Origin of the sequence: Corynebacterium sp. MSK006, assembly GCF_030232385.1 — a bacterium.
Taxonomy (GTDB): domain Bacteria; phylum Actinomycetota; class Actinomycetes; order Mycobacteriales; family Mycobacteriaceae; genus Corynebacterium; species Corynebacterium frankenforstense_A.
This window is the reverse complement of the sequence record NZ_JASPJZ010000001.1, coordinates 242149-267797: the sequence shown is the minus strand read 5'-3', so window position 1 is coordinate 267797 and position 25649 is coordinate 242149. Positions and strand designations below refer to the sequence as shown.

The following is a 25649-nucleotide window of genomic DNA, read 5'->3' as shown; positions in this document are numbered from 1 at the left end:
GGCAAATTCTAGCACCGGGAGGTCCCGGTGCACCGTCACTTGACGGCGTCGGTGTTGACCACCATGACGTCGACCGGCGAGTGCCGGAGGACCTCCATGGCCACGGAGCCGAAGAGGCGCCCGGCCAGGGAGTGCACGCCCTGGCTGCCGATGACGATCAGCTCGATGTTCTTCTCGTCGACGGCGTCGATGAGCGCGTTGGCGGCGGGGTTGCGCACCGTGTACGTCTCGACGTCGGTCGCGCCCTCCTCCTCGGCGATGGCGCGCGCGGCCTCGGCGTACTCCTCGGCGTTGCGCTGACCCATCACCGGCACGGAGGTGTCGGCGGTCGGTGGGTCGAGCAGGGCCCGGTTCTGGCCGTGCCAGGCGCTGATGATGGTGAGCTTGGCGCCGGCGTCACGGGCGATACCGGCGGCGCGGCGGACCGCGACCTCGGCGGTGTCGGTCCCGTCCGTGCCGACGGCGATCGAAGAGTAGGAGGTCATGGGGCTATCAGGTCCTTTCGTCTTTGCTGGCCCCCTAAGGGTACCCCGCCAGGGAATGTCGTGGGGCTCACCCCACACCGGGTCGTGGGTCCTCGCCCACTTCCGGGTGAGCCCGTGGACGCCCCCGGCCCCGGACGCACGCCCACCCGGCCTAGATCCCGGCCTCCTTGACGCCGCGCAGCTCCTTCTTCAGGTCGAGGATCTCGTCGCGCAGGCGCCCGGCGAGCTCGAACTTCAGCTCGCCGGCGGCGGCGCTCATCTGGTTGGTCAGGTCGTCGATGAGCCCCTGGATCTCGTCGGCGGCCATGGAGCCGGTGTCGCGGCGACCGGCCACCGCGGCGTCGGCACCCGCGCCGGAGGCGCGCGAGGCGTCGGTCTCGCGCGCGCCGTCGCCGGCGGTGTCGGCGTCGTTCTCGTAGACCTGGTCGAGGATGTCGGCGATCTTCTTGCGCAGCGGCTGCGGGTCGATGCCGTGTTTCTCGTTGTAGGCGATCTGCTTCTCGCGGCGCCGCTCGGTCTCGTCGATCGCGTACTGCATCGACTCGGTCACCGAGTCGGCGTACATGATCACCTCGCCGGAGACATTGCGGGCGGCACGGCCGATCGTCTGGATCAGGGAGCGGTCGGAGCGCAGGAAGCCCTCCTTGTCGGCGTCGAGGATGGCCACCAGCGAGACCTCGGGCAGGTCGATGCCCTCGCGCAGCAGGTTGATGCCGACGAGCACGTCGAACTCGCCGAGGCGCAGCTGGCGCAGCAGCTCGACGCGCTGCAGGGTGTCGATGTCGGAGTGCAGGTAGCGCACCTTCACGCCGTTCTCGAGCAGGTAGTCGGTGAGGTCCTCGGCCATCTTCTTGGTCAGGGTGGTCACCAGGACGCGCTCGTTCCTGTCGGCGCGCTCGCGGATCTCGGCGATCAGGTCGTCGATCTGGCCGGTCGTCGGCTTGACGGTGACCTTCGGGTCGACCAGGCCGGTCGGGCGGATGACCTGCTCGACGAACTCCCCGCCGGCCGCCGCCATCTCGTAGTCGCCGGGGGTGGCGGACATGTAGACGGTCTGGCCGACGCGGTCCTCGAACTCGTCGAAGGTCAGCGGGCGGTTGTCCATGGCCGAGGGCAGGCGGAAGCCGAACTCGACGAGGTTGCGCTTGCGCGACATGTCGCCCTCGAACATGCCGCCGATCTGCGGGACGGTCACGTGGGACTCGTCGATGATCGTCAGGAAGTCCTCGGGGAAGTAGTCGATCAGCGTCGCCGGCGCGGAGCCGGCGGGGCGCCCGTCGACGTGGCGCGAGTAGTTCTCGATGCCGGAGCAGAAGCCGACCTGCTCGATCATCTCGAGGTCGTACTCGGTGCGCATGCGCAGGCGCTGCGCCTCGAGCAGCTTTCCGCGGTTCTCCAGGCTGTCGAGCCGCTCGGCGAGCTCGGCCTTGATGTCCTCGATCGCCTTGGCCATGCGCTCGGGTCCGGCGACGTAGTGGGTGGCCGGGAAGATGCGGATCTCGTCGACCTGGCGGATGATGTCGCCGGTCAGCGGGTGGATGTAGTAGAGCGAGTCGATCTCGTCGCCGAAGAACTCGACGCGGACGGCGACCTCCTCGTAGGCCGGGATGATGTCGACGGTGTCGCCCTTGACGCGGAAGGCGCCGCGCTCGAGGGAGTAGTCGTTGCGGTCGTACTGGATGTCGACGAGCAGGCGCAGGAAGCGGTCGCGCTCGACCTCCTCGCCGACGCGCAGCACCAGCGAGCGGTCGAGGTAGGACTGCGGGGTGCCCAGGCCGTAGATGCAGGACACCGAGGAGACGACCACGACGTCGCGCCGCGAGAGCAACGCGGAGGTCGCTGAGTGGCGCAGGCGCTCGACGTCCTCGTTGATCGAGGAGTCCTTCTCGATGTAGGTGTCCGTCTGCGCGATGTACGCCTCGGGTTGGTAGTAGTCGTAGTAGCTGACGAAGTACTCGACGGCGTTGTTGGGCAGCAGTTGGCGCAGCTCGTTGGCCAGCTGCGCGGCCAGAGTCTTGTTCGGGGCCATGACCAGGGTGGGCCGCTGCTGCTTCTCGATCAACCACGCCGCCGTCGCCGACTTGCCGGTACCGGTCGCGCCCATGAGCACCACGTCGGACTCGCCGCGGTTGAGCCGTTCGTCGAGCTCCTTGATCGCTTTCGGCTGGTCGCCAGCGGGCTCGTAGTCCGAGATGACCTCGAACTTGCCGTCGGATCGTTCCACCTCACCGACGGGGCGGAACTCGGAGTGGGACAGCACGGGGTGTTCAGCAGCGAATGCCATGCGCCCCACTCTAGCCACGCCGCGGCGTGGGCTTTGCGCCCCGATTGACGACGCCGCGTCCCACCCGCCCGCGCTTCCCGCACGGTGGGCGCGTGGGAAGGCGCCGCTGCGCGTCGCCGGGAGCTACCGGGCGGCGCAGGCGATTTCGCGCAACCGGGAGCCGTGTGGGGGGGGCGGTGGCCAGTCAAAGAAGGTACGGGGCACGCGCGCCGCGCACACCGGTGTGGGCCGCGCGCCCGACCCGACAGAGACCGACGACCCGCCGCAGAGGAGAGCGACCGTGACCGACGCCGACAGACAAGCCCGCAAACTGGACAAGAAGATCATCCCGCGCCTGATCAAACGGATCAACGCCGCCGGTATCGGGGACATCTTCGTCCGCCGCCGCGCAGACGGGGCGACCGTCGCCACCGCGCACGGAATCCTGCACACCGTTGACCTGCACAACCGCTTCGCGGCTGCGAGGCCGGCCGAGCGCGAACGAATCCTCGACGAAGCCGCGGCCGGGCTGACCGGCGAGCCCGGGACAGGCTCCGGCCGTGCGGGGCTGGACTTCGACGACCCGGACGTCTCCCTCAACCTGCGCGTCGATGTCCGGAAAGAGCCCTGGCGCGAGTACCCCGGAGCAGGGTTCTCCTATGCCCGCACCGAGTGCCGCGAGGGCTGTTGCCTCGCCCTGTTCGCTCTATATGACGGCGAGGACATCACCGTGCTCACCGACGACGACGTACACGGAGACATCGACGAGCTCTACGCGCTGGCGACCGAGAACATGCGCCGAATCGCCACGATGGTCTACGTCGTGATGCTGGAGGGTGGCGGCCACAAGATCCCGGTCTTCCTGTTTCACGCCGACGATCCGCACGTACGCTGCCTGCCGGGCGACGTCTCCCGACGTGTCGCCGAGATCCGGAGCGACCCCGATGGTGAGGAGGAGTCGTTCCTGACTTACGCACCCAACTGCAACAGCCTCTTCGCCATCGCCTGCGAGGACTATCTCATGCTCACCCCCGACGCACGTCGGGAATTCCACGGGGCCCTCATGCAGGCTCACCACTGCGGCCACGGACCTGGGTGGGTCTGGATAGGATCGGACGATGTCGCCCGGGCGGCCGAGGCCGAGTGGAACGACGTCCTCGAGGAGATGCTCGGCCACCGCCACGACGACGCCGCCTGAGCGCCGACCGGTGCTCCCTCCCCCGTTCAGTCCCCGATCGATCCCCGATCAACCCCCGTTCAGGAGAGGTCGACCCAGATCTGCGCCTTCCACTCGAGCAGCTGGCCGTCAGAGAGCTGCCAGCGCTCGTAGAGGCCGGAGACCGACGCGTCGGCCAGCACGGCCTCGAGCGACTGGCGAAGCCGCTCGCGGTTGGCGGGCTCGCGCAGGCCGGCGACGGCCGCGGGTTCGATGCCCTCGGGCAGGTCGGCGTCGTCGGCGGCGGCGAGGGCGGCCAGGGCGACGATCACCTGCCCCTCGTCTGCGTTGAGGTGGCGCTGGGAGCGGTCCGGCAGCAGGTGCACCGGGTCGAAGACCCCGGAGGCGATGTCCTCGAGAAGCTCCTTGGCCTCGGAGTTGTCGAAGGGGCCGGTGCCCCAGATCTCGTCCTGTGCGTGCTGCTCCTGACTCATGGGCTACGAGGTTACTCGGCCGGTTCCGCGGCGGCCATCCGGTCCACGCGCTCGACGAGCTCGGCGACCTGGGCGTCGAGCGCCTCGCGCGGGCCGGAGTTGTCAAGGACGACGTCGGCGGCGGCGCGCCGGCGTTCGTCGGAAATCTGGGCGGCGATGCGGGCACGGGCGTCACTCTCGTCCATCCCACGCTGCGCCACCAGGCGCTGCACGCGGGTCTCGGCGGGGACGTCGACGACGACGGTGAGGTCCATCCTGGCGTCGAGTCCCTGCTCGATGAGCAGCGGCATGTCGTAGACGACGGCCCGGGTGCCGGCGGCCTCGGCCGCGGCGAAGCGGCGGGCGGTCTCGGCGGAGATCCGCGGGTGGGTGATCGAGTTGAGCAGTTCAGTGTGCTCGGGGTCGACGAAGGCGCGGCGGGCGAGCTCCCCGCGGTTGAGCGTGCCGTCGGTGCTCAGGATGTCCGCGCCGAAGGCCTCGGCGAGCTCCGCCAGGGCGGGCCGCCCCGGCTCGACGACCTCGCGGGCGATGCGGTCGGCGTCGACGATCTCGAGGCCGGCCTCGGCGAGCAGTGCGGCGACGGTGGATTTGCCGGAGCCGATCCCCCCGGTCAGTCCGATCTTGAGCATGCGCCCATGCTAGCCGCGTGCGGCCGGACAGGTACCGCCCGCCGAGAGAACACGTCCGCAAGACCCCGGCGACGACAAGGGAGGACCCGGGCCCGCGTGGGGGCCGGGTCCTCCGGAGGGTCGAGGGCGGCTCAACCGCGTGGTGTCAGTGCACTACTGCTGGGCGGCCTTGACCTTCGGCGTCGCCTCGATCAGCGCCTGGCCGACCTCGACGGTGCCACCGCTGAGCAGCGGGGTGACGTCGGCGAGCTTCTTGTGGTTGGTCACCAGGACCGGGGTGATCGGCGAGTAGCCGGCGGCCTCGATCTTGGCGCGGTCGAAGCTGACCAGCGGGGTGCCGGCCTCGACGCGCTCGCCCTTCTTGACGTGGAGGGTGAAGCCGTCGCCCTCCATGTTGACGGTGTCGATGCCGATGTGGATCAGCAGCTGGACGCCGTCGTCGAGCTTGAGGCCGATGGCGTGGCCGGTCGGGAACGCGGCCATGACCTTGCCGGCGGCCGGGGCGTAGACGGTGTCGCCGGTCGGGTCGACGGAGACGCCCTTGCCCACGGCGCCGGCGGCGAAGGCCTCGTCCGGGGTGTCGGCCAGCGGCACCACGGCACCGGCCAGCGGGCAGCCGACCTGGACCGGCTCACCGGCGACCTCGTCGGCGGCCAGCGCGGTGCCTGCACCGCCGGCGGCGCCGGCGGCGGCGACGCGCTGGTCCTCGGCCTCGTTGGCGGCCTCGCGCTCGGCGGCGATCTGGGCGCGCATCTCCTCGCGCTCTTCCGGGGTGCGGTAGTCGAGGAAGACGACCAGCAGGAAGGAGGTGAAGAAGGCGACAACGATGCCGATGACGTAGCCGGCGATCGGGTCCATGGCCGGGATGGTCAGCAGGGAGGTGAACACGAAGGCGTAGGCCTTGATGTTGAAGATGCCCATGACCACGCCGCCGAGGAAGCAGCCCGGCAGCAGGCGGTAGTAGGAGCGGCGGTAGCGCAGGAGCACGCCGTAGAGGCTGGGCTCGGAGATGCCGCCGAGCAGGCCGGCCATCGAGGCGCCGAAGGACAGCTGGCGCATCTGCTTGTTGTGCTCACGCCAGGAGACGACCACGACGCCGGTGATGACGCCGAAGCAGGCGAAGTTCCAGGCGCCCATGGGGCCCTGGATGTAGTCGAAGCCCAGGGTGTTGATGTTGACGATCATGATGGCGTTGAGCGGCCAGTGCAGGCCCAGCGGCACCAGGAACGGGTAGAGCAGCGGGATGATCACCGACAGGATGAACGGCGAGACGCCGTTGACCCAGCCGAGGAAGTGCGCGATGCCGTTGCCCAGGCCCACGCCGAACGGGCCGACGACCAGGGCGGTCAGCGGGATCATGATGAGCAGGCAGATGAAGGGCACGAAGACCATGTGCACCGCGGACGGGATGATCTTCTTCAGGCCCTTCTCCAGGAAGTACAGGATGATCGCGGCGAAGATCGGCGGGAAGACCTGGCCGCCGTAGTCCTGGATGTACATCGGGATGTTGAAGATGTGCACCACGTAGTTGTACTGGCCCTCGATGGCGGTCGGGACCTCCTCGGCGACCTCCTTCATCCCGAGGAACTCCGGGGTGAACAGGGCCGCGGGGATGGCCGCGCCGACCCACTCGTTCGCGCCGAGCTTCTTGGCGGCGGTGGCGCCGACCATGATCGGCAGGAAGTAGAACACCGAGCGCCACATGGCGTGGCCGAGCTGGTACTCCGGCGGCTGCTCGGTCATCTCCTGGCGGAAGTCCTGGAGGCCGAAGGTGTCGGCGAGGACCAGCAGGGTGATGATCAGCGAGGCGCCCAGCAGCGCCCACAGGACGGGGCGGAAGGTGTCGGAGAGGAACTCGAAGGCGTAGTCGACGCCGGCGAACTTGCCGCGGACACCGCCGTACTGCTTCTTCTTCGAGCCGTTGTCCGCGGCCTTCTTGTTGTCGCCCATCCCGGGCAGTTTGTTCAGGGCGTTGTAGTACTCGGCCACGCCGCCGCCCATGATCACCTGCATGCCGGTCGAGCCCTGCTTGACCACGCCGAGGACGGCGGGGTCGCTGTCGAGCTTGTCGGTGTCGATGATGGACTGGTCGGCGACCTGGAAGCGCAGTCGGGTGGCGCAGTGGGTCACCGACGTGATGTTCTCGGGACCGCCCAACTCGCGGAGGATGTGCTCCGCGGTGGTGGTCGTGGATGATGCCATGTGTTGGCTCCCCTTTCGATGCCACGGGCGATGTTCGCGCCCGCTCACAACGTATGCCCAGACAACTTTACGCCCGTTCGGTGCGAAACGGGCAATTGAAATGTGCCCGGTCCCCGCTTGAGGGGCAATGGCAATGATCACATTCCCACACACCCGGAGCATGCTCACAGTCTGATGTTCCCCCTATTCGGGTAAAAAATCGAAAGAATCGCCCGCTCCTCCGATCTCTTAAATTCCACCAGATCGGACATAACCACCCCCGATGACGTCTGAAACGATCCCGTTCCCACATCCGCGGGAGTCGGCACCGCTCCCCCGTGCCCGGACCGGGGGATTGACGACGCCGCGCCGCTCCCCCGGCTGCACCTCCCCCGCGTGCTTCGTTCCCCGACGTGCGCTCCGATGCGCCGTGGCGAATATCACCGCGCATGTGCAGCTCCCGGAGCCTGCGTGGCCCGTTCTCCCGCGCGGCCACGTGCCCCCGGAGACGCTAAAAGCGGCCCCGTCCCACCGTGGGGACGGGGCCGCTCGTGCCGCCGGCGGGACTCAGCCCGGTGTCACCGGGAGGTCAGCGCCGGAGGCGGCGGACCGATCAGTTGCCGGTCAGCTTCTTGCGCAGCTTGGCGAGCTGCTCGTCGGAGGCCAGGGTGCCGCCGTGGTTCTCCTCGGGCTCGGACGCCGGAGCCGCGTCCGAGGTGCGCGAGGAGTAGTTGGCGGAGGCGGAAGCCTCGTCGGCGGCCTCGGCGGCCGCGGCGCGGTGACGCTCGACCTGCGCGGAGTGCAGCTGGTGGCGACGCTCCGACTCGGCGTAGCGGGCCTCCCACTCCTCGCGCTGGGTCTCGTAGCCCTCGAGCCACTCATTGGTCTCGGCGTCGAAGCCCTCCGGGAAGATGTAGTTGCCCTGATCGTCGTAGGAGTCGGCCATGCCGTACTTCGACGGGTCGAACTCCTCGGAGAAGTCCTCGTCGGCCTGCTTGAGCGACAGCGAGATGCGGCGACGCTCGAGGTCGATGTCGATGACCTTGACCATGAGCTCCTCGCCCACGGTGACGATCTGGTCCGGCACGTCGACGTGACGCTGGGCCAACTCGGAGATGTGGACCAGGCCCTCGATGCCCTCCTCGACGCGGACGAACGCGCCGAACGGGACGAGCTTGGTGACCTTGCCCGGGACGATCTGGCCGACCGCGTGGGTCCGGGCGAAGATGCGCCACGGATCCTCCTGGGTCGCCTTGAGCGACAGGGAGACGCGCTCGCGGTCCAGGTCGACGTCGAGGACCTCGACGGTGACCTCCTCGCCCACGGTGACGACCTCGGACGGGTGGTCGATGTGCTTCCAGGACAGCTCGGAGACGTGCACCAGGCCGTCGACACCGCCGAGATCGACGAAGGCGCCGAAGTTGACGATGGAGGACACGACGCCCTTGCGGACCTGGCCCTTCTGCAGCTGGTGCAGGAACTCGGAGCGGACCTCGGACTGGGTCTGCTCGAGCCAGGCGCGGCGGGACAGCACGACGTTGTTGCGGTGCTTGTCCAGCTCGATGATCTTGGCCTCGAGCTCCTGACCGATGTAGGGCTCCAGGTCGCGCACGCGGCGCATCTCGACCAGGGAGGCCGGCAGGAAGCCGCGCAGCCCGATGTCGAGGATCAGGCCGCCCTTGACGACCTCGATGACGGTGCCGGTGACCGGCTCGTCCTTCTCCTTGAGGTCCTCGATGGTGCCCCAGGCGCGCTCGTACTGGGCACGCTTCTTGGAGAGGATCAGGCGGCCTTCCTTGTCCTCCTTGGTGAGGACAAGCGCGTCGATCTCGTCGCCGACCTCGACGACCTCGTCCGGGTCGACGTCGTGCTTGATCGACAGCTCGCGCGTCGGGATGACGCCCTCGGTCTTGTAGCCGATGTCGAGCAGGACCTCGTCGTGATCGACCTTGACGACGGTGCCTTCGACGATGTCACCGTCGTTGAAGTACTTGATGGTCTGGTCGACCGCGGCGAGGAAATCCTCAGCGGAGCCGATGTCGTTGACGGCTACCTGAGGGACGTTGGTGTTGGGCATATGTTCGTGTGCTCCGAAATGGGATAGGACTCGTAGGCGTACAGGTTCGCGCATCTCTCGGTGCCGGTCACGGCTGCTCCGGGCCCGAAGGTCCCGGCCGCGCGGCCGCACCGATCCCGCGACGCCCGCCCCGCCCCACCTATCACTGGGTCGTGGGCGCGCGCGCACAGATACGCCCGGTAGATACTAGTCATCTCCGGCGCCTATTTCAACCGCGACACGGCACGTCGCGGCCGAGTTTCCCACCCGGCCGCTCCCCGGCACCCGGCCCCGGCCGCGGTGTCTGCTTCCCCGGCCGCGGCGTCAGTTTTCACGGCCGCGGTGACGAAGTCGCCGCGGCGCCTAGTGCGCGGCGGCCTCCCAGTTCTCGCCGACGCCGACGCTGACCTCCAGCGGCACGCGCAGCTCGATCGCGCCGTCCATCTCGGCGCGCAGGATGTCGGTGACCTCCTCGCGCTCACCGGCGGCGACCTCGACGACGAGCTCGTCGTGGACCTGCAGCAGCACCCGCGAGGAGAGCCCGCGCTCGCGCAGGGCCCGGTCGACGCGGATCATGGCGACCTTGATGATGTCGGCGGCCGTGCCCTGGATCGGGGCGTTGAGGGCGGCGCGCTCGGCGTTCTCGCGGGCGATGCGGTTGGTGCTGGCCAGCTCGGGCAGGTAGCGGCGCCGGCCGAAGACGGTGGAGGTGTAGCCGTCGCGGCGGGCGACCTCGACCACGCCCCCGAGGTAGTCCTTGACCCCGCCGAAGCGCTCGAAGTAGCTGTCCATGATGGACTTCGCCTCGCCGGGCGCGATGCCCAGCTGCTGGGAGAGCCCGTAAGCCGACAGCCCGTAGGCCAGGCCGTAACTCATGGCCTTCACGCGCCGGCGCAGCTCCGGGGTCACCTGGTCGACGGGCACGTCGAAGACGCGCGAGCCGACGAAGTTGTGCAGGTCCTCGCCGCCGCGGTAGGCCTCGATCAGCCCGGCGTCACGTGAGAGGTGCGCCATGACACGCATCTCGATCTGCGAGTAGTCGGCGGTGACCAGGCACTCGAAGTCCGGCCCGACGGTGAACGCGGAGCGGATCTTGCGCCCGGCCGGGGTGCGCACGGGGATGTTCTGCAGGTTCGGGTCGGTCGAGGACAGCCTGCCGGTCGAGGTGACCGTCTGGTGGAAGGTGGTGTGGATGCGGCCGTCGGAGCCGACCGACTTGATCAGGCCCTCCAGCGTCGACTTCATCTTCTGGTACTCGCGGTGGGCCAGCAGGTGGTCGAGGAACGGGTGCGGGTGCTTGACCGCCAGCTGCTCGATCTCCTTGGCCGCCGTGGAGTAGCCGGTCTTCGTCTTCTTCGTCTTGGGCATGCCGAAGGTCTCGAAGAGGACGACCTGGAGCTGCTTGGGGCTCGACAGGTTCAGCTCCGGGTCGCCGGCGATCTCGCGGGCGGCCTCCTCCTCGTGGGCCACGGAGTCCTCGAAGCCGGCGAGCTGCTCGCGCAGCACGTCGATGTCCACGGCGATGCCGGTGGACTCCATGCGCGCCAGGATGCCCACCAGCGGCAGCTCCATGTCGAGGTAGAGCTCGTAGGCGTCGATGCCCTGCAGCTCCTCGACCAGCTCGGCGGAGAGCTCGAGGATCGCGGCGGCCCGGTCGACGTCGCGCTCGCCGAGCGAGCGGCGCAGGTGGCGCTGGTAGACGTCGTCGAGGGCGTAGGTGCGCTGGCCGGGGTGCAGCAGGTAGGCGGCCAGCAGGGTGTCGTGGGCCAGCCCGCCGAGCTCGAAGCCGCGCTCGGCCAGGCGGTGGATGAGGTCTTTCGCGCCGTGGACGAACTTGGGCGAGTCGCCGGCGAGCCACTCGGCGAGCCTGGCCTCCTCGGCGGCGTCCAGGTCGGCCAGTTCCAGCACCACGGCGCTGCGCGCGACGTCGGCAAGCACCAACGTCTCCTCGCCCACCAGGTCGAGCGCGGTCGGGCGCTCGCCCAGCCACGCCACGCCGTCGTCGGAGACGGTGACGGCGTCGGGGGTGTCGTCGGCGGGCAGCTCGCCGTCGTCGTGCGGCACGACGGCGAGCACGCGCTCGCGCAGCTGGGTGCCGAACTCGAGCTCGTCGAACTTGGCGGCCACCTCGGCCACCTTCGCGTCGCGGAAAGTCAACTCCTCGGGCTTGACCCCGAGGTCGAGGTCGGTGACCATCTGCGTCAGCCGGCGGTTCATCCGCACCTGGTCGAGGCGCTCGCGCAGGTTGTCACCGGTCTTGCCGGTGATCTCGTCGGCGTTGTCCAGCAGGCTCTCGAGGTCGCCGTACTTGAGGATCCACTTCTGCGCGGTCTTCTCGCCCACGCCCGGGATCTTCGGCAGATTGTCGGAGGGGTCGCCGCGCAGCGCGGCGAAGTCCGGGTACTGCTCGGGAGTGAGACCGTACTTCTCCTCGACGGCCTCCGGGGTGAAGCGGTGCAGCGTGGAGACACCCTTCGTCGGGTAGAGCACGGTCGTGTTCTCGTCGACGAGCTGCAGGTAGTCGCGGTCGCCGGTGACGATCAGCGTCTGGCCGAGCGCCTCGTCGCCGTCGGCGGCCGTGGCCAGGGTCGCAAGGATGTCGTCGGCCTCGTAGTTGTCCACGCTCAGCGTCGTGATGCCGAGGGTGCCCAGCACCTCGCGGATGATGTCCACCTGACCGCGGAACGCCTCCGGGGCGGCCTCGCGCTGGGCCTTGTACTCCGGGAAGAGGTCGGTGCGGAAGGTGTGGCGCCCGACGTCGAAGGCGACCGCGATGCGGGTGGGTTCCTCGTCGCGCAAAAGGCCGGCGAGCATGGACAGGAAGCCGTAGACCGCGTTCGTGTGCTGGCCGCCGGAGGTGGAGAACTTCTCCACCGGCAGAGCGTAGAAGGCGCGGAAGGCCATGGAGTGGCCGTCGATGAGCAGCAGTCGTTCCGTCACGCCCGCCCAGTCTAGACAGCCGCGTTTATTCCGCGCGGGCCCGGTGCGCTAGCATTCTTCGGCAGGCCCCTGTGGCGGAACTGGTAGACGCGCCGCACTCAAAATGCGGTATCCGCGAGGATGTGTGGGTTCGATTCCCACCGGGGGCACCGCCGGAGGCGCCGCACCACGTGCGGCGCTTTTCGGCGCTCGGGGCCCGCCCCGCTTGCCGACGCCGCGCCGGTCGCCGTGGGCGCGTCCCCTCCAGCGCGGCGCTGGGCCGTGGGGTCACGCTGCTAGGCTGGTCGGGTCAAGATCCGCCCGAAACTGGAGGTAGCCGTGCGTCGCCCCCTGTCCATGACCCGCCCGCCCGGGAGCGTGGTGCGCTAGATGTCCCGTCCGGTATCCGTCGTCCTCGACCTCGTCCGCGGTGGGCTGATCGGCCTCGCGGAGCTCGTGCCCGGCATCTCGGGCGGCACCGTCGCCCTGATCGTCGGCATCTACGAGCGTGCCCTGCACAACGGCAGCCTGCTGCTCGACCTGGCCAAGGAGCGCACCCGCGAGGCCGCCCGCCGCGTCGACTGGGCGTTTCTGGCCGCGGTCGGCGTCGGCATGCTCACCGCCGTGTTCACCATGTCCTCGGTGCTGCACGGCTTCGTCGAGGGCCACCCGCAGGTCGCCCGCGGCCTCTTCCTCGGCATGGTCGCTGTCTCCCTGCTCGTGCCGGTCGGCATGATGGACCGCCGGCACGTCCGCCGGCGCCTGCCGTTGCTGGTGGTGCTTTTCCTCCTGGGCGCCGCGGCGGCTTTCTTCGGCACCGGGGTGACCTCCGCCCCGCGCGAGGACCCCTCGCTGGTCGTCCTCTTCTTCGCGGGCATGATCGCCGTGTGCGCCCTGGTGCTGCCTGGCCTGTCGGGCTCCTTCCTGCTTTTGGCCTTCGGCCTCTACCAGCCGGTGATGGGCTCGCTCTCGGCGCGCGAGTGGCCGGTGATCATCACCTTCGCGCTCGGCGCGCTGCTCGGCCTGGTGCTCTTCGTGCGCGTTTTGGACCACCTGATGTCACGGCACCGGACGGTGACGCTTACTGTCATGGCAGGGCTCATGGCCGGCTCGCTGCGCGCGCTGTGGCCCTGGCAGGACGACGACGCCGCACTGCTGGCCCCCTCGGGCAACATCGGTCCGGTGCTCGTCGCGGTGGCCGTCGGCGCGGCAGTCGTCGCCGCGCTGCTGGTCACCGACCACGTTCTCGAGTCCCGTGGCTCGAAGGTCGTCACCCAGAAAGAACCGGAGGCCTGACCCATGACCGCCTCAACGCTGCGCCGCCCGCTGCGCGCCCTCGCCGGTGTGCTCACCGCGCTGGCGTGCGCGTTCGGCCTGAGCGCGTGCGTGACCAACGAGGAGACCGGCCACCCCGAAGGCTGGGAGGAGATCACTCCCCCGGCCGACCCGCAGGTGCAGGCGCTGGTCCCCGAGGAGATCGCCGCCCGCGGCTCCATCTCCATCGGCACCAACCCGCCCTTCGCCCCCTTCGAGTTCAAGGACTCGCAGGGCAACATCATCGGCTTCGAGATGGACCTCGCCGCCGCCGTGGCCTCGGTGATGGGGCTCGACCTGGAGATCCGCCAGCAGGACTTCGCCATGATCCTGCCGGCGATCAACGGCGGGACCATCGACTTCGGCGCGACCGGGTTCACCGACACCGAGGAGCGCCGCCAGGGCTTCGACTTCATCGACCACCTCTACGCCGGCATCCAGTGGGCGCAGCAGTCCGGTGAGCCCCCGGTGGACCCGGACCACGCCTGCGGGCTGACGGTCGCGGTGCAGCGCACCACGGTCGCCGAGACCGACGACGTGCGCCCGAAGTCCGCCGAGTGCGAGGCCCGCGGCGAGAAGCCGATCGAGATCCTGTCCTACGAGACCGCCGACCAGGCCGCCACCGCCCTGGTGGTCGGCCGCGCCGACGCCTTGTCCGCGGACTCCCCGATCACCGCCTGGGCCATCGAGCGCGCCGACGGCAAGATCACCACCACCGGTGAGGTCTTCGCCGCCGCCCCCTACGGCTTCGCCACCCCGAAGGGCTCGCAGCTGACCGACGCGATCGCCGCCGCCATGCAGGTGCTCATCGACTCCGGCGACTATGAGCGCATCCTGGCGCAGTGGAACATCACCGACGGCCTGGTCGACCAGGCCCTGATCAACGAGGAACCGGCTGATATCCGATGACTGAAACCGCACAGACTCAGCCCGCGCCCATCCGCGCGGTGCCGCTGAAGCACCCGGGCCGCTGGGTGACCGCCGCGATCGTGGTCGGGCTGGCCGCCTGGTTCCTCATCGGCGCGGCCACCAACGAGGCCTACGGCTGGGACACCTACTTCGCTTACCTCTTCGACACCCGCATCATCACCGCCGCGGGCCACACCATCGCGATCACGACGCTGGCGATGGTCCTCGGCGTGGTCGGCGGCGTGCTGCTGGCCGTGATGCGCATGTCGCCCAACCCGGTGCTGCGGGTGGTCTCCTGGGGCTTTTTGTGGGTCTGGCGCGGCACCCCGATCTACGTCCAGCTGGTCTTCTGGGGCCTTCTGGGGTCGATCTACCAGGTCATCGCCGTCGGCCCGGTGGAGATCAGCGTCGAGTCCGTGCTGAGCAACATGTTCCTGCTCGCCGTGCTCGGCCTCGGCCTCAACGAGGCGGCCTACATGGCGGAGATCGTCCGCTCCGGCATCCAGGCCGTGCCCGAGGGCCAGCTGGAGGCGTCCAAGGCCCTCGGCATGGGCTGGTGGATGACCATGCGGCGCACGGTGATGCCGCAGGCGATGCGCATCATCATCCCGCCGACGGGCAACGAGTTCATCTCGCTGCTGAAGACCACCTCGCTGGTCGTGGCCATCCCCTACACCCACGAGCTCTACGGCCGCTCGCTGGACATCGCCAACGCGCTGTTCCAGCCGGTGCCGCTGCTGCTGGTGGCCGCCTCCTGGTACCTGGTGATCACCTCGCTGTTCATGATCGGCCAGCACTACCTGGAGAAGTACTACGAGCGCGGCTCGACCCGTGAGCTGACCGGCCGTCAGCTCGCCGCACTCGCCGACGCCGAGGGCGCGATGCCCGGAAACGTCACCGTCATCCCCGAACCGGAACGGAGGGCCAAGAAGTGACCCAGCCCAACAACAACGCCGCCGGCGCCGGCGCCGCGAACCCGATGATCGACGCCCAGCAGGTCTGCAAGTCCTTCGGCCAGCTGCAGGTACTCAAGGGCATCGACATGACCGTGCCCATCGGTTCCGTGACCTGCCTGATCGGCCCCTCCGGCTCCGGCAAGTCGACGTTCCTGCGCTGCGTGAACCACCTCGAGAAGGTCACCGCCGGGCGCCTCTACGTCGACGGTGAACTCATCGGCTACCGGGAGAAGGACGGCACGCTCTACGAGATCTCCGAAAAGGAGGCCGCCCGCCAGCGCGCCGACATCGGCATGGTCTTCCAGAACTTCAACCTCTTCCCCCACCGCACCGCCCTGGAGAACATCACCGAGGCCCCGGTGCACGTCAAGGGCATCGACGCGGCCGAGGCCGAACGCCACGCCCGCGAGCTGCTCGACATGGTGGGCCTGGCGCACAAGGCCGACGCCTACCCGGCGCAGCTGTCGGGTGGCCAGCAGCAGCGCGTGGCGATCGCCCGCGCGGTGGCCATGCGCCCGAAGCTGATGCTCTTCGACGAGCCGACCTCGGCGCTGGACCCCGAGCTGGTCGGCGAGGTGCTGCGCGTGATGAAGCAGCTCGCCGCCGACGGCATGACCATGCTCGTGGTCACCCACGAGATGGGCTTCGCCCACGAGGTCGCCGACCAGATCGTCTTCATGGCCGACGGCCGCATCGTCGAGCGCGGCACCCCGGCCGAGGTGCTCGACAATCCGCAGGAGGAGCGCGCGCAGGCCTTCCTCTCCAGCCTGCTGAAGTAGACCAGGCCCCACCGGGCAACGAAACGAGCCGTGTCGGGCCCCACAACGGGGACCCTGACACAGCTGGATTCGACTGCGAACCCGTGGGTCACTGGGACTCACGGAGGGCGGCGACCTTGGCTTCGAAGATGAACTTTTCCTCGATGTCCCGGATCTCGTCCCGGATAACGCTGATCGCCTGGCCGATTGCCTCGGTTTTATCACTATTCACCGAGTAGTTCCAGAATTCTGGATAGCGCAATTGATTCTCACTGTTGGCGAAGTCACCAACGTCTAGCATGCCCCAGAGATCCGCCTCAAACCGCTCGAGCGCCGCCAGAGCTTCCCTGTGCCGCTCCAAGATCACCTCTAGCCGCCGGATGAGTTCCGCCGGCTTCATCACGCCCTTCGACATCGAAGTATTCCATCCTCCTTGTAAGCTTGAGCCCGCGGAAGCAGACCCCTACGGACGTGCGATCAGCCGGCGTTCCAGTAAGAGTGGCAGGTACCGGAGGTCACGCCACCAGTCAGCGTCGCCTTTGCCCACAAACCACCCCGTTTAGTATCAACCGAGGTGCGACCACCCATGGTGACCGTGGCGCCATGGTTCTTGGTGCGGTGCATGTAGTGGGAAAAGCAGTGCTTCTCCGTGAAGTTCACCAGGTTCCAGCCGTACTGCCAGGTGCCGCCACCGACGTTTTCGGTAGTACTACCTGGCATGCCAAAGAGCGTGGCACCTTCACGATTGCGTTCAACATACCCTGAAAGATCGCCCTGCGGGGCGACCTCCGTGTCGATCGTGACCCTGCCCGACGTCGGAGCCCCGTGGTCATCAACGGAGAGGACCTCCTGCGTCACCCCGGGTGCAATCTCCACCGGGCCAGGCAGTTCGTCCGCCGCGGCAGACACAGCCACTCCTGCCCAAAGCACAGCTCCAGCCGTGACGGTTGCTATCGTAGATTTGGCGCTCATTGCGGTTCCTTTCTCAATCGGTGAGCGTCTTCCGTGGCCGCCCCGCCCCAACGAGGCGGCCACCACAAGCGTCCGCTATTGTTACCTGCACCGCAATCGCTTGGAACTATTCGTTACCCGTTCGTTATGGGTTGCCGCAGGTGTCTCTCAGCCGGTCAGAGCAGTCCGACGCCGCCGCGCACGAGCACCACCAGCCCGCCGAAGGCAGCCAGGGCGAGCGCCAGCGTGTGTGCCCGGTCCTTGGGCACCACCTGCGACAGCCGCGCGCCGCACGCGATGCCGACGACCATGCCGAGCAATCCCACCGGCCAGATCCACGGGTTGACCCCCCCCAGCGAACCGGCGCCGGTGACCAGCTTGATGATCACCGAGAGCGCTCCCCCGACCACGAACAGCGGCTGCAGCGTCGCCGCGTAGATCCGGTGGTCCCAGCGGGCGGCCTGCGCGTACACCGTGATCGCCGGGCCTGCGATGCCGGCCAACGTGTTCATGAAGCCCCCGACCGCGCCGGCGACCAGCGCCGGAAAACGCCCGTGCGGGGTGGGCACCCAGCGCAGGCCGAAGGTGACCACCGCGAGAGCCACGAGCAACGTGCCGCCGACGAGCACCTGCAGCAGGTCCGTCGAGATCGCCCGGATCACAAGCGCCCCCGGCACCGCGCCCAGGATCATCGTGGAGCCGACCGTGAGGAACTTCCGCAGATCGATGTTGCGCCACGTCGTCGCCGTGATCAGGGCCGCGTTGACCACCGCGAGCACGTTGACCACCAGAATGCCCTCCACCGGCCCCAAAAGCAGGCTGACCACCGGGCCTGCGACCAGGCCCAGGCCCATGCCGGAGAGCCGCTGCATGGTGCAGCCGAAGACCACGATGACCAGCAGGACCGCCAGCACCGTCGCCCCGGTGCCGACCATCAGGCCTCCCCGCGGTACTTCTCGCGGACGGCCTCGACGACGTGCTCGGGCATCAGCCCGGAGACGTCCCCGCCGAAGCGGGCGACCTCCTTGCACAGCGTCGAGGAGACGTAGCCGTATTTCTCGTCGGTGAGCAGGAAGAAGGTCTCCACGCCCGTCAGCCTGCGGTTCATCTGGGCCATCGGCAGCTCGTAGTCGTAGTCGAGCGAGGAGCGCAACCCCTTGACCAGGGCGTCGACGCCGTGGGCGGTGGTGTAGTCGACCAACAGGCCGCCCCAGGTGTCCACGTCGACGTTGGGCAGGTGCCCGACGGCGCGGCGGATGAGGTCCATGCGCTCGTCGACGGTGAACAGCCCGGTGTTCTTGTTCGGGTTGGCGGTCACCAGCACGGTCAGCTGGTCGACGTGCCTGGCGGCGCGCTCGAAGATGGACAGGTGTCCGAGTGTGATCGGGTCGAAGGACCCGGGGCAGACGGCTTTCACGGCGTTCTCGCTCTCCTCGTTCGGATCGGTCAGGTCGGCGGCTCGCGGGCCGGGCGCCCGGTGCTCAGTCCCCGGTGTGCCGGGCGGCCGCGCGCTCGAAGACGGCGACGTCCATGCGCGCGATGCCGTAGGTGCGCTTCTTCAGCTTCTGGCCCGTCGGCGTGAACCCCTCGGGCCAGGTGGTCTCCTCGTCGGCGGCGCGGCGCTCCACGGCGACCACCGCGACGTCGGCAAGCACAGGCTCGAGCGCGGCCAGCACCTTGCGCACGGTGGAGGCGCGCACGTCGTAGGGCGGGTCGACGAGCACCATGTCGAAGCGCCCGCGCGGCGCGCGGCGCAGGTAGGCGAAGACGTCCTCCTGCTCGACGAGCGCCCCGGGAAGACCGACGGCCTTCGCGTTGGTACGCGCGACGGAACAGGCGGCCGCCGAGGAGTCGACGAGGACGGCCTCGGCGGCACCGCGGCTGAGCGCCTCGAGTCCCAGCGCCCCGGAGCCGGCGTAGAGGTCGAGCACGTGGCGGCCCTCGACGCCGAAGCGGGACTCCAGCGAGGAGAACAGGCCCTCCTTCGCACGGTCGGCGGTGGGTCGGGTGCCCTCGGGCGCCTCGGCGAGCCTGCGGCCGCGGGCGGCGCCGGCGACGATGCGCGGCATTACTTCCGCTCGCCCAGGGTCAGGATGCGGTCGCCGCCGCCCACATCGGTGAAGTCCTCGCGGTCGACGTCGGTGACGACGCCGGGGCCCGGGGCGCTGACGCTCGCCTCCAGCTTGGCGGCCTCGATGGTCGCCAGGTGGTCGCCCGTCTCGACCGTGTCGCCGACGGCGACGTGATACCGGATGGTTCCGGCGAAGGGTGCGTGAATCTCCATGGGCACAAGCTTAACTTTTCTCGATGTAGTCCTGGCTGTCCGGGTTGATCTCCGCGGCGAAGCTCTCGGCGAGTCCCCGGTCGCGCGCCACCAGGGCGTCCGCCTCCGCACGGGCCAGCTCGATGAGGTCGCGGTCGGCCTTCATGTCCAGCAGGCGCAGGCTGTTGCGGCCCGACTGGCTGGCGCCCAGGATGTCGCCCTCCTGGCGCAGCTCGAGGTCGAGCTCGGCGAGCGCGAAGCCGTCGTCGGTGTCGGCCACCGCGGCCAGGCGCTGCAGCACGCGCAGCTGCTCGGACTCGGTGTAGAGGAAGCACACGCCGGGGCGCGCGCCGCGGCCGACCCGCCCGCGCAGCTGGTGGATCTGGCTGACGCCGAAGTGCTCGGCGCCGCGGATGAGCATCACGGTCGCCTCGGGCACGTCGACGCCGACCTCGATGACCGTGGTGGAGACGAGCACCTGGACCCGGCCCGCGGCGAAGTCCGCCATGACCCGCTCCTTCTCCTCGGGGCGCATGCGCCCGTGCAGGACACCGATGCGCAGCCCGCTGAGCGCGCCGTGCTTGAGCTTGGTGGCGACGTCCTCGACGCCGCCCTCCTTCTCGATGCGCGGGCAGACCACGTAGGCGCGCCCGCCGGCGGCGACCTCTTCGCGGATGCGCCCGGGGACGCGGGCGACCCAGCTGGCCTGGTCGCGGCGCACCAGGAAGCTCTTGACGTCGCGGCGCCCGTGCGGCAGCTCGCGCAGGGTGGAGACCTCCAGGTCGCCGAAGACGGTCATCGCGATGGTGCGCGGGATCGGGGTGGCCGTCATGACCAGCAGGTGCGGGTGCCCGCCCTTGAGGCGCAGCCGGTCGCGCTGCTCGACGCCGAAGCGGTGCTGCTCGTCGACCACGGCCAGGCCCAGGCGGAAGAACTCGACGGTGTCCTGCAAGAGCGCGTGGGTGCCCACGACGATATCCGCCTCGCCGGTGACGGCCGCCAGCAGGGCGGCGCGCTTCTCGGCCACGGACATGCTGCCGGTGAGCAGGCGGACGGTGACGTCCAGGCCGGCGCGTTCGAGGGTGGACGCAAGCGAGCGGGCGTGCTGGGCGGCGAGCACCTCGGTCGGCGCGAGGAAGGCGCACTGGTGGCCGTTGTCGATGACCTGCAGCATCGCGGCGAGCGCGACGAGCGTCTTGCCCGAGCCGACCTCGCCCTGCAGCAGCCGCGACATCGGCTCGGTGGAGTTCAGGTCCGCCGAGATCTCGCCGAGCACCTCGAGCTGGCCTGCGGTCAGCTCGAAGCCGAGGCCCGCGAGCAGCCGGTCGACCAGGCCGTCGGGTCTGGGTGCGCAGCGCACGGCGTGGAGGCGGCGGTTGTCGTCGCGGCGCAGCGCGGTCACGCACGCCAGGGTGAACGCCTCGTTGTACTTCAGCCGGCGCACGGCGGCCTCAGGCCCCTCGGGCCCGGGCAGGTGCACCCCGCGCACGGCGGCGTCGAAGCCGATGAGCCCCTCCGGCACCCGGTCGAGCGGCTCGTCCAGCGGCTCGGTGGCGCGCAGCAGGCAGTCGGCGGCCTGCAGGATGCGCCACGAGGTGATGCCCTGCTTGACCGGGTAGACGGGCAGGTGGCGCTGCTGGGCGAGCAGGCGGCGGATCTCGGCGTCGGCGTCCTCGTCCTTGTTCTTGCCCGTGCCGCTTGACGACGTCGCGTCCGTCGCCGCGACGGTTCCGTCACCGTCGCCGGCGCCTGCGGCGCCGGGCAGCTCGATGAACTTCGGGTGCTGCAGCTGGACCTGGCCGCGGAAGAAGGAGAGCTTGCCGGAGAACATCGCCCGGGTGCCGGGCAGCAGGCGCTCGGCGACCCACGGGCTGTTGAAGAAGGTGACTTCGATGTGCGAGGTGCCGTCGGTGACGAGCACCTTGCTCAGGAACCGGGGGCGCTCCTTGGCGGAGCGGCGGCGCAGCTGCTGGGTCTTGACGGTGATGACCTGGGCGACGCAGGTTACGATCTCGCCGGCCTCGACCTCGTCGAGGTTCACCGCCGAGCCCGACACGGAGTAGGCGCGCGGCAGGTGCGCCCACAGCTGGTCGGCGGTCTCGTAGCCGAGGGATCGCTTCAGCCCGCGCGAGAGCCGGGCCGGCAGGATCTCCTTCAGCGGCCGCTGGTCCCTCCACCCGAGCACGGCGTCACTCCACGCCGATCTCGACCAGCTCGTCGATGTCGCCGGCCGGGAAGGCCATCACGTCGACGCCGAGGCGCTCGGCGAGCTCCAGCTCGTCGAGATCGACGGACTCGTGCAGCAGCAGGCTGACCTGCTCGCCGCCGGCGGAGAGCAGGCGGCGGCAGGTGGACTCGACGGCCTCGGCGACGTCCTCGGCCACGGCGGTGACGGTCTCGCCCTCGAGGACGAGGACGTCGTCGCGGGCGCAGGGCCCGGCCGGGGTCAGGCGGGCGGACTCGGCGCGCACGAGCACGGCGGTGCGCATGCCGGCGGCGGCCTCCTGCATGACGTAGGCGGCCACGCCGACCGGCTGGCCGGAGTCGTGGACCGCGAGCGCGGCGATGCCGGAGAGCAGCCGGGCCGTGGGCAGCAGGGTGATCTCCTGCTCGAAGGCGTGGCCGGCGCGCTCGACGGAGACGAGCTCGCGGTGGTTGAGCAGCCCGTTGGGCAGCAGGATGACCTCGTCGGCGCCGCTGGTGCGCACGGTGCGCGCGATCGCGGAGACGATGTCGTCGTCGCCCTCGGGCGCCGGCGGGGTGACCACGGCGGCGCCGGCCTCGCGGTAGAGATCGGCCACGGGGCCTGCCGGGGTGACGGCGATGACGGCGCGGCGCGGGGCCTGGGTCTGCTCGGGCAGCACCTCCAGGCGCAGCGCGGTGACGGTGCCGGCGGCGAAGAGGGCCTCGATGACGGAGCCCGCGGCACGGGTGTGGATGTGCACCCCGGCGGCGTGATCGCCGTCGCGGGCGAGCACGAGGCTGTCGCCCATCGCGGCCAGGCGCTCCTCGAGCGCGTCGAGGTCGGTGCCGGAGATGTGGCACATGACCTCCAGGTAGGCGGGCCGGCCGTGCGACTCGGGCGCGGGCACCTCGGGGGCCTCGGCGCCGGCGAGCTCCTCGGCCAGCGACTCCAGCAGGATGACGAAGCCGCGCCCGCCGGCGTCGACGACGCCGGCGTCGCGCAGCGCCTTCAACTGCGACGGCGTCTGCGCAAGGGCCGTTCGGGCGGCCGCGACGGCGGCCCGCACGACGTCGGCAAGCTCTGTCTGCTCCGCGGCGGCGATGCCGGCGGCGCGCAGCACGGTGATCACGGTGCCCTCGACGGGCTCGGAGATCGCGCGGTCGACGAGCACGAGGGCGATGCGCAGGGCCTCGGCCACGGCGGTGCCGTCGAGTTCGCCGCGGCCGGCGGCCTCGGCGATGCCGCGCAGCACCTGGGAGAGCACGAGCCCGGAGTTGCCGCGCGCGCCCTTGACGGCCCCGGTGGCCAGGGCGGCGGCCACGGCGGGGGCGGCGGCGTGCTCGTCGAGCTTCTCGGCCTCCTCGAGGGCGGCGCTCATGGTGTGCGCCATGTTCGAGCCGGTGTCGGCGTCGGGGACGGGGAAGACGTTGAGCTCGTTGATCTCCCGCCGCCTGCTGGCCAGTTCCGCCACCGCGCGACGGGACCAGCGCAGCAGCGTCTCGCCGTCGAGGCGTGCGGGGGCGGTCATGGATCCCAACCTTACAGCCGCCAGTCGACGGGTTGGCCGCCCTGGTCGACGAGGAGCTGGTTGGCGCGGCTGAAGGGGCGCGAGCCGAAGAAGCCGCGGTGAGCGGACAGCGGCGAGGGGTGCGGGGACTCCACCCGCGGGGTGTCGCCGAGGAAGCGCGCGCAGCTCTGCGCGTCGCGGCCCCACAGGATGGCCACCAGCGGCAGGCCGCGGCCTGCCAGCGCCCGGATGGCGGTCTCGGTGACCTCCTCCCAGCCCTTGCCGCGGTGCGAGGCGGGCTTGCGCGGCTGCACGGTCAGCACGCGGTTGAACAGCGCCACGCCCTGGCGCGACCAGGCGGTCAGGTCGCCGTCCTCGGGGCGGTCGATCCCGAGGTCGTCGTGGAGCTCGGTGAAGATGTTGGCCAGGGAGCGCGGCAGCGGGCGCACGCCGGGCTGGGTGGAGAACGACAGCCCCATGGCGTGCCCTGGCGTCGGGTAGGGGTCCTGGCCGACGATGAGGACCTTGACCTCGTCGAACGGGTACTGGAAGGCGCGCAGCACGTCGGTCCCGGCCGGCAGGTAGCCGCGCCCGGCGGCGTTCTCCGCGCGCAGGAACTTGCCGATCTCGTGGACTCGGTCCTCGACGTCGGCGAGGACGGGCTGCCAGGAGGGGTGGACGGGAAGACTCATGGTCTCTAGAAGCTTACCCAGCCGCCGGAGTGGGCGGGCCGCTCTCCCCCGACGGTGACACCGGAGCCCTTGGTCACCCGGCCGACGACGCGGAAGCCGCTGGGGGCGGGCCCGGCGGTGGTGGCCAGGATGGTGTGGTCCTCACCGCCGGTGAGCACCCACTCCCAGGGGTCGGTGCCGGTCAGCTCGCCGGCGCGGATCATGTCCGCGTCCGGAGCGATGGCGTCACTGTCAAGGTCGATGGCCACCCCGGAGGCGGCGGCCAGCGTGGTCAGGTCCACGATCAGGCCGTCGGAGTTGTCGGTGGCCGCGGTCGCGCCGGTGGAACGCGCGATCATGCCGCGGGTCGGGTCGATGCGCGGGCTGGTGTGTGCGTCGCGGAGCACCTCGAGGCCTTTCGGCACCTCGCGGCCGTAGCGCTCGAGCAGGGCGAGGCCCGCGGCGGAGTGGCCGATGCGGCCGGCGGCGACGAGCTGCTGGCCGGAGCGGGCGGCGTCCAGGGTCAGCGCGGGCAGGCTGCCGCCGAGCGAGCCGATGGCCGTCACGGAGACGGTCAGCTGTTCGCCGGCGACGATGTCGCCGCCGACGAGGTCCGCGGAGAACTCGACGACGCGCTCGCCGATGCCGTGGGCGAGTGCGCGCAGGAAGCTGACCGGGGTGTTGGTCGGGGCGGCCACGGCGAGGACGGCGGCGACGGGGCGCGCACCCATGGCCTCGACGTCGGCGAAGTTCTGGATGATCGCCTTGCCGCCGATCTCCTCCGGGGCGGACCACTCGAGGCGGAAGTGGCGGCCCTCGACGGCCATGTCCGTGGTGACCACCGTGCGCGAGTTCGGCGGGGCGTTGAAGAGCACCGCGGCGTCGTCGCCGTTGAACTCCGAGGGCGCCTGGGCGACGATCTCCCGGATCACCGCCTTCTCCCCCAGCTCGGCGACGGTCGGTCCCGTGAAACGGGCGGGGAAGGTGGTGGCCACGGTCTCAATTCCTCCTAAAGTTGGACCCGGGAGGCAAACCGCTAGACTGGTTGCCCATGGGCGACACGAACCAATTTAGCCGCACACCTGTCTACGCGGCCCTGGTACTGGCGGTCGTTCTCGTCGTCGGCGTGCTCATCGGAGCCCGCGTCGTCTTCGAACGCGCAGGTGACCAGCCGGTCGCGCTGCCGGACCTGCCCGCCGAGCAGGCCGACTCCCCCGAGTGCACGGGGCTGATCGAGGACCTTCCGGAATCCCTGGGCGACTACGACCGCGCCGAGCTGGCCGAGCCGGCCCCGGCGGGCGCGGCCGCCTGGTCGAAGACCTCCACCGAGCGCGTCACGCTGCGCTGCGGTGTCGACGCCCCCGCGCAGTGGACCGAGGGCGCAGAGACCGAGGAGACCGGCGGCGTCGAGTGGCTACCGGTCACCGACCCGGACACGGACCTGACCACCTGGTACTCGGTGGACCGCTCCGCGGTCGTGGCCGTCACCGCCGAGGGCTTCGACCCGACGGCGGACCTCGCCGAGACCGTCGCCGCGCTGCCGGCCGGTGCGGTGGAGAAGAACCCCCTGCCGCTGGCCGATGTGGTTACCCCGGAGGCCGAGGGCTGCGAGAAGGTGCTCGCCGCGCTGCCCGACGAGATGGGCGACTACCGCCGCGTCGAGGCCGAGGCCCCGCGGGCCCACTGGGCCGCGCGTGGGCTGCCGCCGGTGGTGGCCGTCTGCGGTGTGGCCATGCCGGAGTCCTACGCGCCGGGCGGGCAGGTCACCGAGATCAACGGCGTCAACTGGTTCTCCGAGGGCGACACGCTCTACGCGCTGGGCCTGGACAAGGTCGTCGCGGTCTCCACTCCCCCGGCCGGCGCCGACGGCGTGCTGGTCGCCCTGAGCGACGCGCTCAAGGCGGCCGGGTAGATCGGGCTACTGGACCAGACACGCTTGAAGGGGCCGCGCC

23 protein-coding genes and 1 tRNA gene are annotated in these 25649 nt (G+C 70.1%); 7 read left to right on the top strand and 17 right to left on the bottom strand.

Annotated features, from left to right (window positions below):
• Positions 1-35: 35 nt before the first annotated feature.
• Together QQA02_RS01230 and uvrB are read right to left on the bottom strand one after the other, a co-directional pair.
• Complete coding sequence (locus QQA02_RS01230) at positions 36-485, bottom strand: universal stress protein (protein ID WP_284775183.1); 450 nt, start codon at positions 483-485, stop codon at positions 36-38.
• A 151-nt stretch (positions 486-636) separates the two neighbouring features.
• The gene (uvrB, locus tag QQA02_RS01225; protein ID WP_284863024.1) at positions 637-2769 is read right to left on the bottom strand and encodes an excinuclease ABC subunit UvrB; all 2133 of its coding nucleotides are present in this window, start codon (positions 2767-2769) and stop codon (positions 637-639) included.
• Between the two features lie 280 nt (positions 2770-3049).
• Between uvrB and QQA02_RS01220 the strand changes: the two genes are divergently transcribed.
• Positions 3050-3946: a hypothetical protein gene (locus QQA02_RS01220; RefSeq protein WP_284863023.1), complete on the top strand. Its 897-nt coding sequence runs from the start codon at positions 3050-3052 to the stop codon at positions 3944-3946.
• A gap of 59 nt (positions 3947-4005) precedes the next feature.
• Here QQA02_RS01220 and QQA02_RS01215 read toward each other — a convergent pair whose 3' ends face one another.
• The 5 genes from QQA02_RS01215 to polA all read right to left on the bottom strand — a co-directional run bounded on the left by QQA02_RS01215 (position 4006) and on the right by polA (position 12168).
• The gene (locus QQA02_RS01215; protein ID WP_284863022.1) at positions 4006-4398 is read right to left on the bottom strand and encodes a DUF4259 domain-containing protein; all 393 of its coding nucleotides are present in this window, start codon (positions 4396-4398) and stop codon (positions 4006-4008) included.
• An 11-nt stretch (positions 4399-4409) separates the two neighbouring features.
• Entirely contained in the window at positions 4410-5027 is a 618-nt protein-coding gene (coaE, locus tag QQA02_RS01210) for a dephospho-CoA kinase (protein ID WP_284775191.1), read from the bottom strand.
• A 153-nt stretch (positions 5028-5180) separates the two neighbouring features.
• A complete protein-coding gene (locus QQA02_RS01205; RefSeq protein WP_284775193.1) occupies positions 5181-7229 on the bottom strand; it encodes a glucose PTS transporter subunit IIA in 2049 nt (682 codons plus the stop codon).
• Positions 7230-7821: 592 nt separating this feature from the next.
• Positions 7822-9285, bottom strand: coding sequence for a 30S ribosomal protein S1 (gene rpsA / locus QQA02_RS01200; RefSeq protein WP_284863021.1), 1464 nt, complete (start codon positions 9283-9285; stop codon positions 7822-7824).
• Positions 9286-9627: 342 nt separating this feature from the next.
• A complete protein-coding gene (polA, locus tag QQA02_RS01195; RefSeq protein ID WP_502870961.1) occupies positions 9628-12168 on the bottom strand; it encodes a DNA polymerase I in 2541 nt (846 codons plus the stop codon).
• Between the two features lie 101 nt (positions 12169-12269).
• Between polA and QQA02_RS01190 the strand changes: the two genes are divergently transcribed.
• From QQA02_RS01190 to ehuA, 5 genes are all read left to right on the top strand, one after another.
• A tRNA-Leu gene (locus tag QQA02_RS01190) sits at positions 12270-12353 on the top strand.
• Between the two features lie 220 nt (positions 12354-12573).
• Positions 12574-13479, top strand: coding sequence for a DUF368 domain-containing protein (locus tag QQA02_RS01185; protein WP_284863019.1), 906 nt, complete (start codon positions 12574-12576; stop codon positions 13477-13479).
• A 3-nt stretch (positions 13480-13482) separates the two neighbouring features.
• Positions 13483-14406, top strand: a complete 924-nt coding sequence (locus QQA02_RS01180) for an ABC transporter substrate-binding protein (RefSeq protein ID WP_284775201.1) — start codon at positions 13483-13485, stop codon at positions 14404-14406.
• Positions 14403-15341, top strand: coding sequence for an amino acid ABC transporter permease (locus QQA02_RS01175; protein WP_284863018.1), 939 nt, complete (start codon positions 14403-14405; stop codon positions 15339-15341). Before QQA02_RS01180 ends, QQA02_RS01175 begins: the two co-directional genes overlap by 4 nt.
• Before the next feature lie 44 nt (positions 15342-15385).
• Positions 15386-16141 carry an ectoine/hydroxyectoine ABC transporter ATP-binding protein EhuA gene (ehuA, locus tag QQA02_RS01170; protein WP_284863053.1) on the top strand — a complete coding sequence of 252 codons (756 nt, stop codon included), beginning with the start codon at positions 15386-15388 and terminating at the stop codon, positions 16139-16141.
• Positions 16142-16229: 88 nt separating this feature from the next.
• Here the strand turns inward: ehuA and QQA02_RS01165 are convergent, their stop codons facing one another.
• From QQA02_RS01165 to QQA02_RS01120, 10 genes are all read right to left on the bottom strand, one after another.
• Positions 16230-16535: a hypothetical protein gene (locus QQA02_RS01165; protein ID WP_284863017.1), complete on the bottom strand. Its 306-nt coding sequence runs from the start codon at positions 16533-16535 to the stop codon at positions 16230-16232.
• A gap of 62 nt (positions 16536-16597) precedes the next feature.
• Positions 16598-17092 carry a lactococcin 972 family bacteriocin gene (locus QQA02_RS01160; protein WP_284863016.1) on the bottom strand — a complete coding sequence of 165 codons (495 nt, stop codon included), beginning with the start codon at positions 17090-17092 and terminating at the stop codon, positions 16598-16600.
• A gap of 155 nt (positions 17093-17247) precedes the next feature.
• Entirely contained in the window at positions 17248-18006 is a 759-nt protein-coding gene (locus QQA02_RS01155) for a sulfite exporter TauE/SafE family protein (RefSeq protein WP_284863015.1), read from the bottom strand.
• Complete coding sequence (coaD, locus tag QQA02_RS01150; protein WP_284863014.1) at positions 18006-18488, bottom strand: pantetheine-phosphate adenylyltransferase; 483 nt, start codon at positions 18486-18488, stop codon at positions 18006-18008. Before coaD ends, QQA02_RS01155 begins: the two co-directional genes overlap by 1 nt.
• A gap of 64 nt (positions 18489-18552) precedes the next feature.
• A complete protein-coding gene (locus tag QQA02_RS01145) occupies positions 18553-19140 on the bottom strand; it encodes an RsmD family RNA methyltransferase (protein WP_284863013.1) in 588 nt (195 codons plus the stop codon).
• Positions 19140-19355 (bottom strand): acyl-CoA carboxylase biotin carboxyl carrier protein subunit, encoded by a 216-nt coding sequence (locus tag QQA02_RS01140; RefSeq protein WP_284775213.1) that lies wholly within the window; start codon positions 19353-19355, stop codon positions 19140-19142. The genes QQA02_RS01145 and QQA02_RS01140 overlap by 1 nt, the downstream gene beginning before the upstream one ends.
• Positions 19356-19365: 10 nt before the next feature.
• The gene (locus QQA02_RS01135) at positions 19366-21519 is read right to left on the bottom strand and encodes an ATP-dependent DNA helicase RecG (RefSeq protein WP_284863012.1); all 2154 of its coding nucleotides are present in this window, start codon (positions 21517-21519) and stop codon (positions 19366-19368) included.
• Between the two features lie 4 nt (positions 21520-21523).
• Complete coding sequence (locus QQA02_RS01130; RefSeq protein WP_284863011.1) at positions 21524-23047, bottom strand: DAK2 domain-containing protein; 1524 nt, start codon at positions 23045-23047, stop codon at positions 21524-21526.
• Between the two features lie 11 nt (positions 23048-23058).
• Positions 23059-23718: a uracil-DNA glycosylase gene (locus tag QQA02_RS01125; RefSeq protein WP_284775220.1), complete on the bottom strand. Its 660-nt coding sequence runs from the start codon at positions 23716-23718 to the stop codon at positions 23059-23061.
• Between the two features lie 5 nt (positions 23719-23723).
• The gene (locus QQA02_RS01120) at positions 23724-24692 is read right to left on the bottom strand and encodes a thiamine-phosphate kinase (RefSeq protein WP_284863010.1); all 969 of its coding nucleotides are present in this window, start codon (positions 24690-24692) and stop codon (positions 23724-23726) included.
• A 56-nt stretch (positions 24693-24748) separates the two neighbouring features.
• On the opposite strand from QQA02_RS01120, the gene QQA02_RS01115 reads away from it, so the two are divergent.
• Entirely contained in the window at positions 24749-25609 is an 861-nt protein-coding gene (locus tag QQA02_RS01115) for a DUF3515 domain-containing protein (protein ID WP_284775223.1), read from the top strand.
• Positions 25610-25649: the final 40 nt, after the last annotated feature.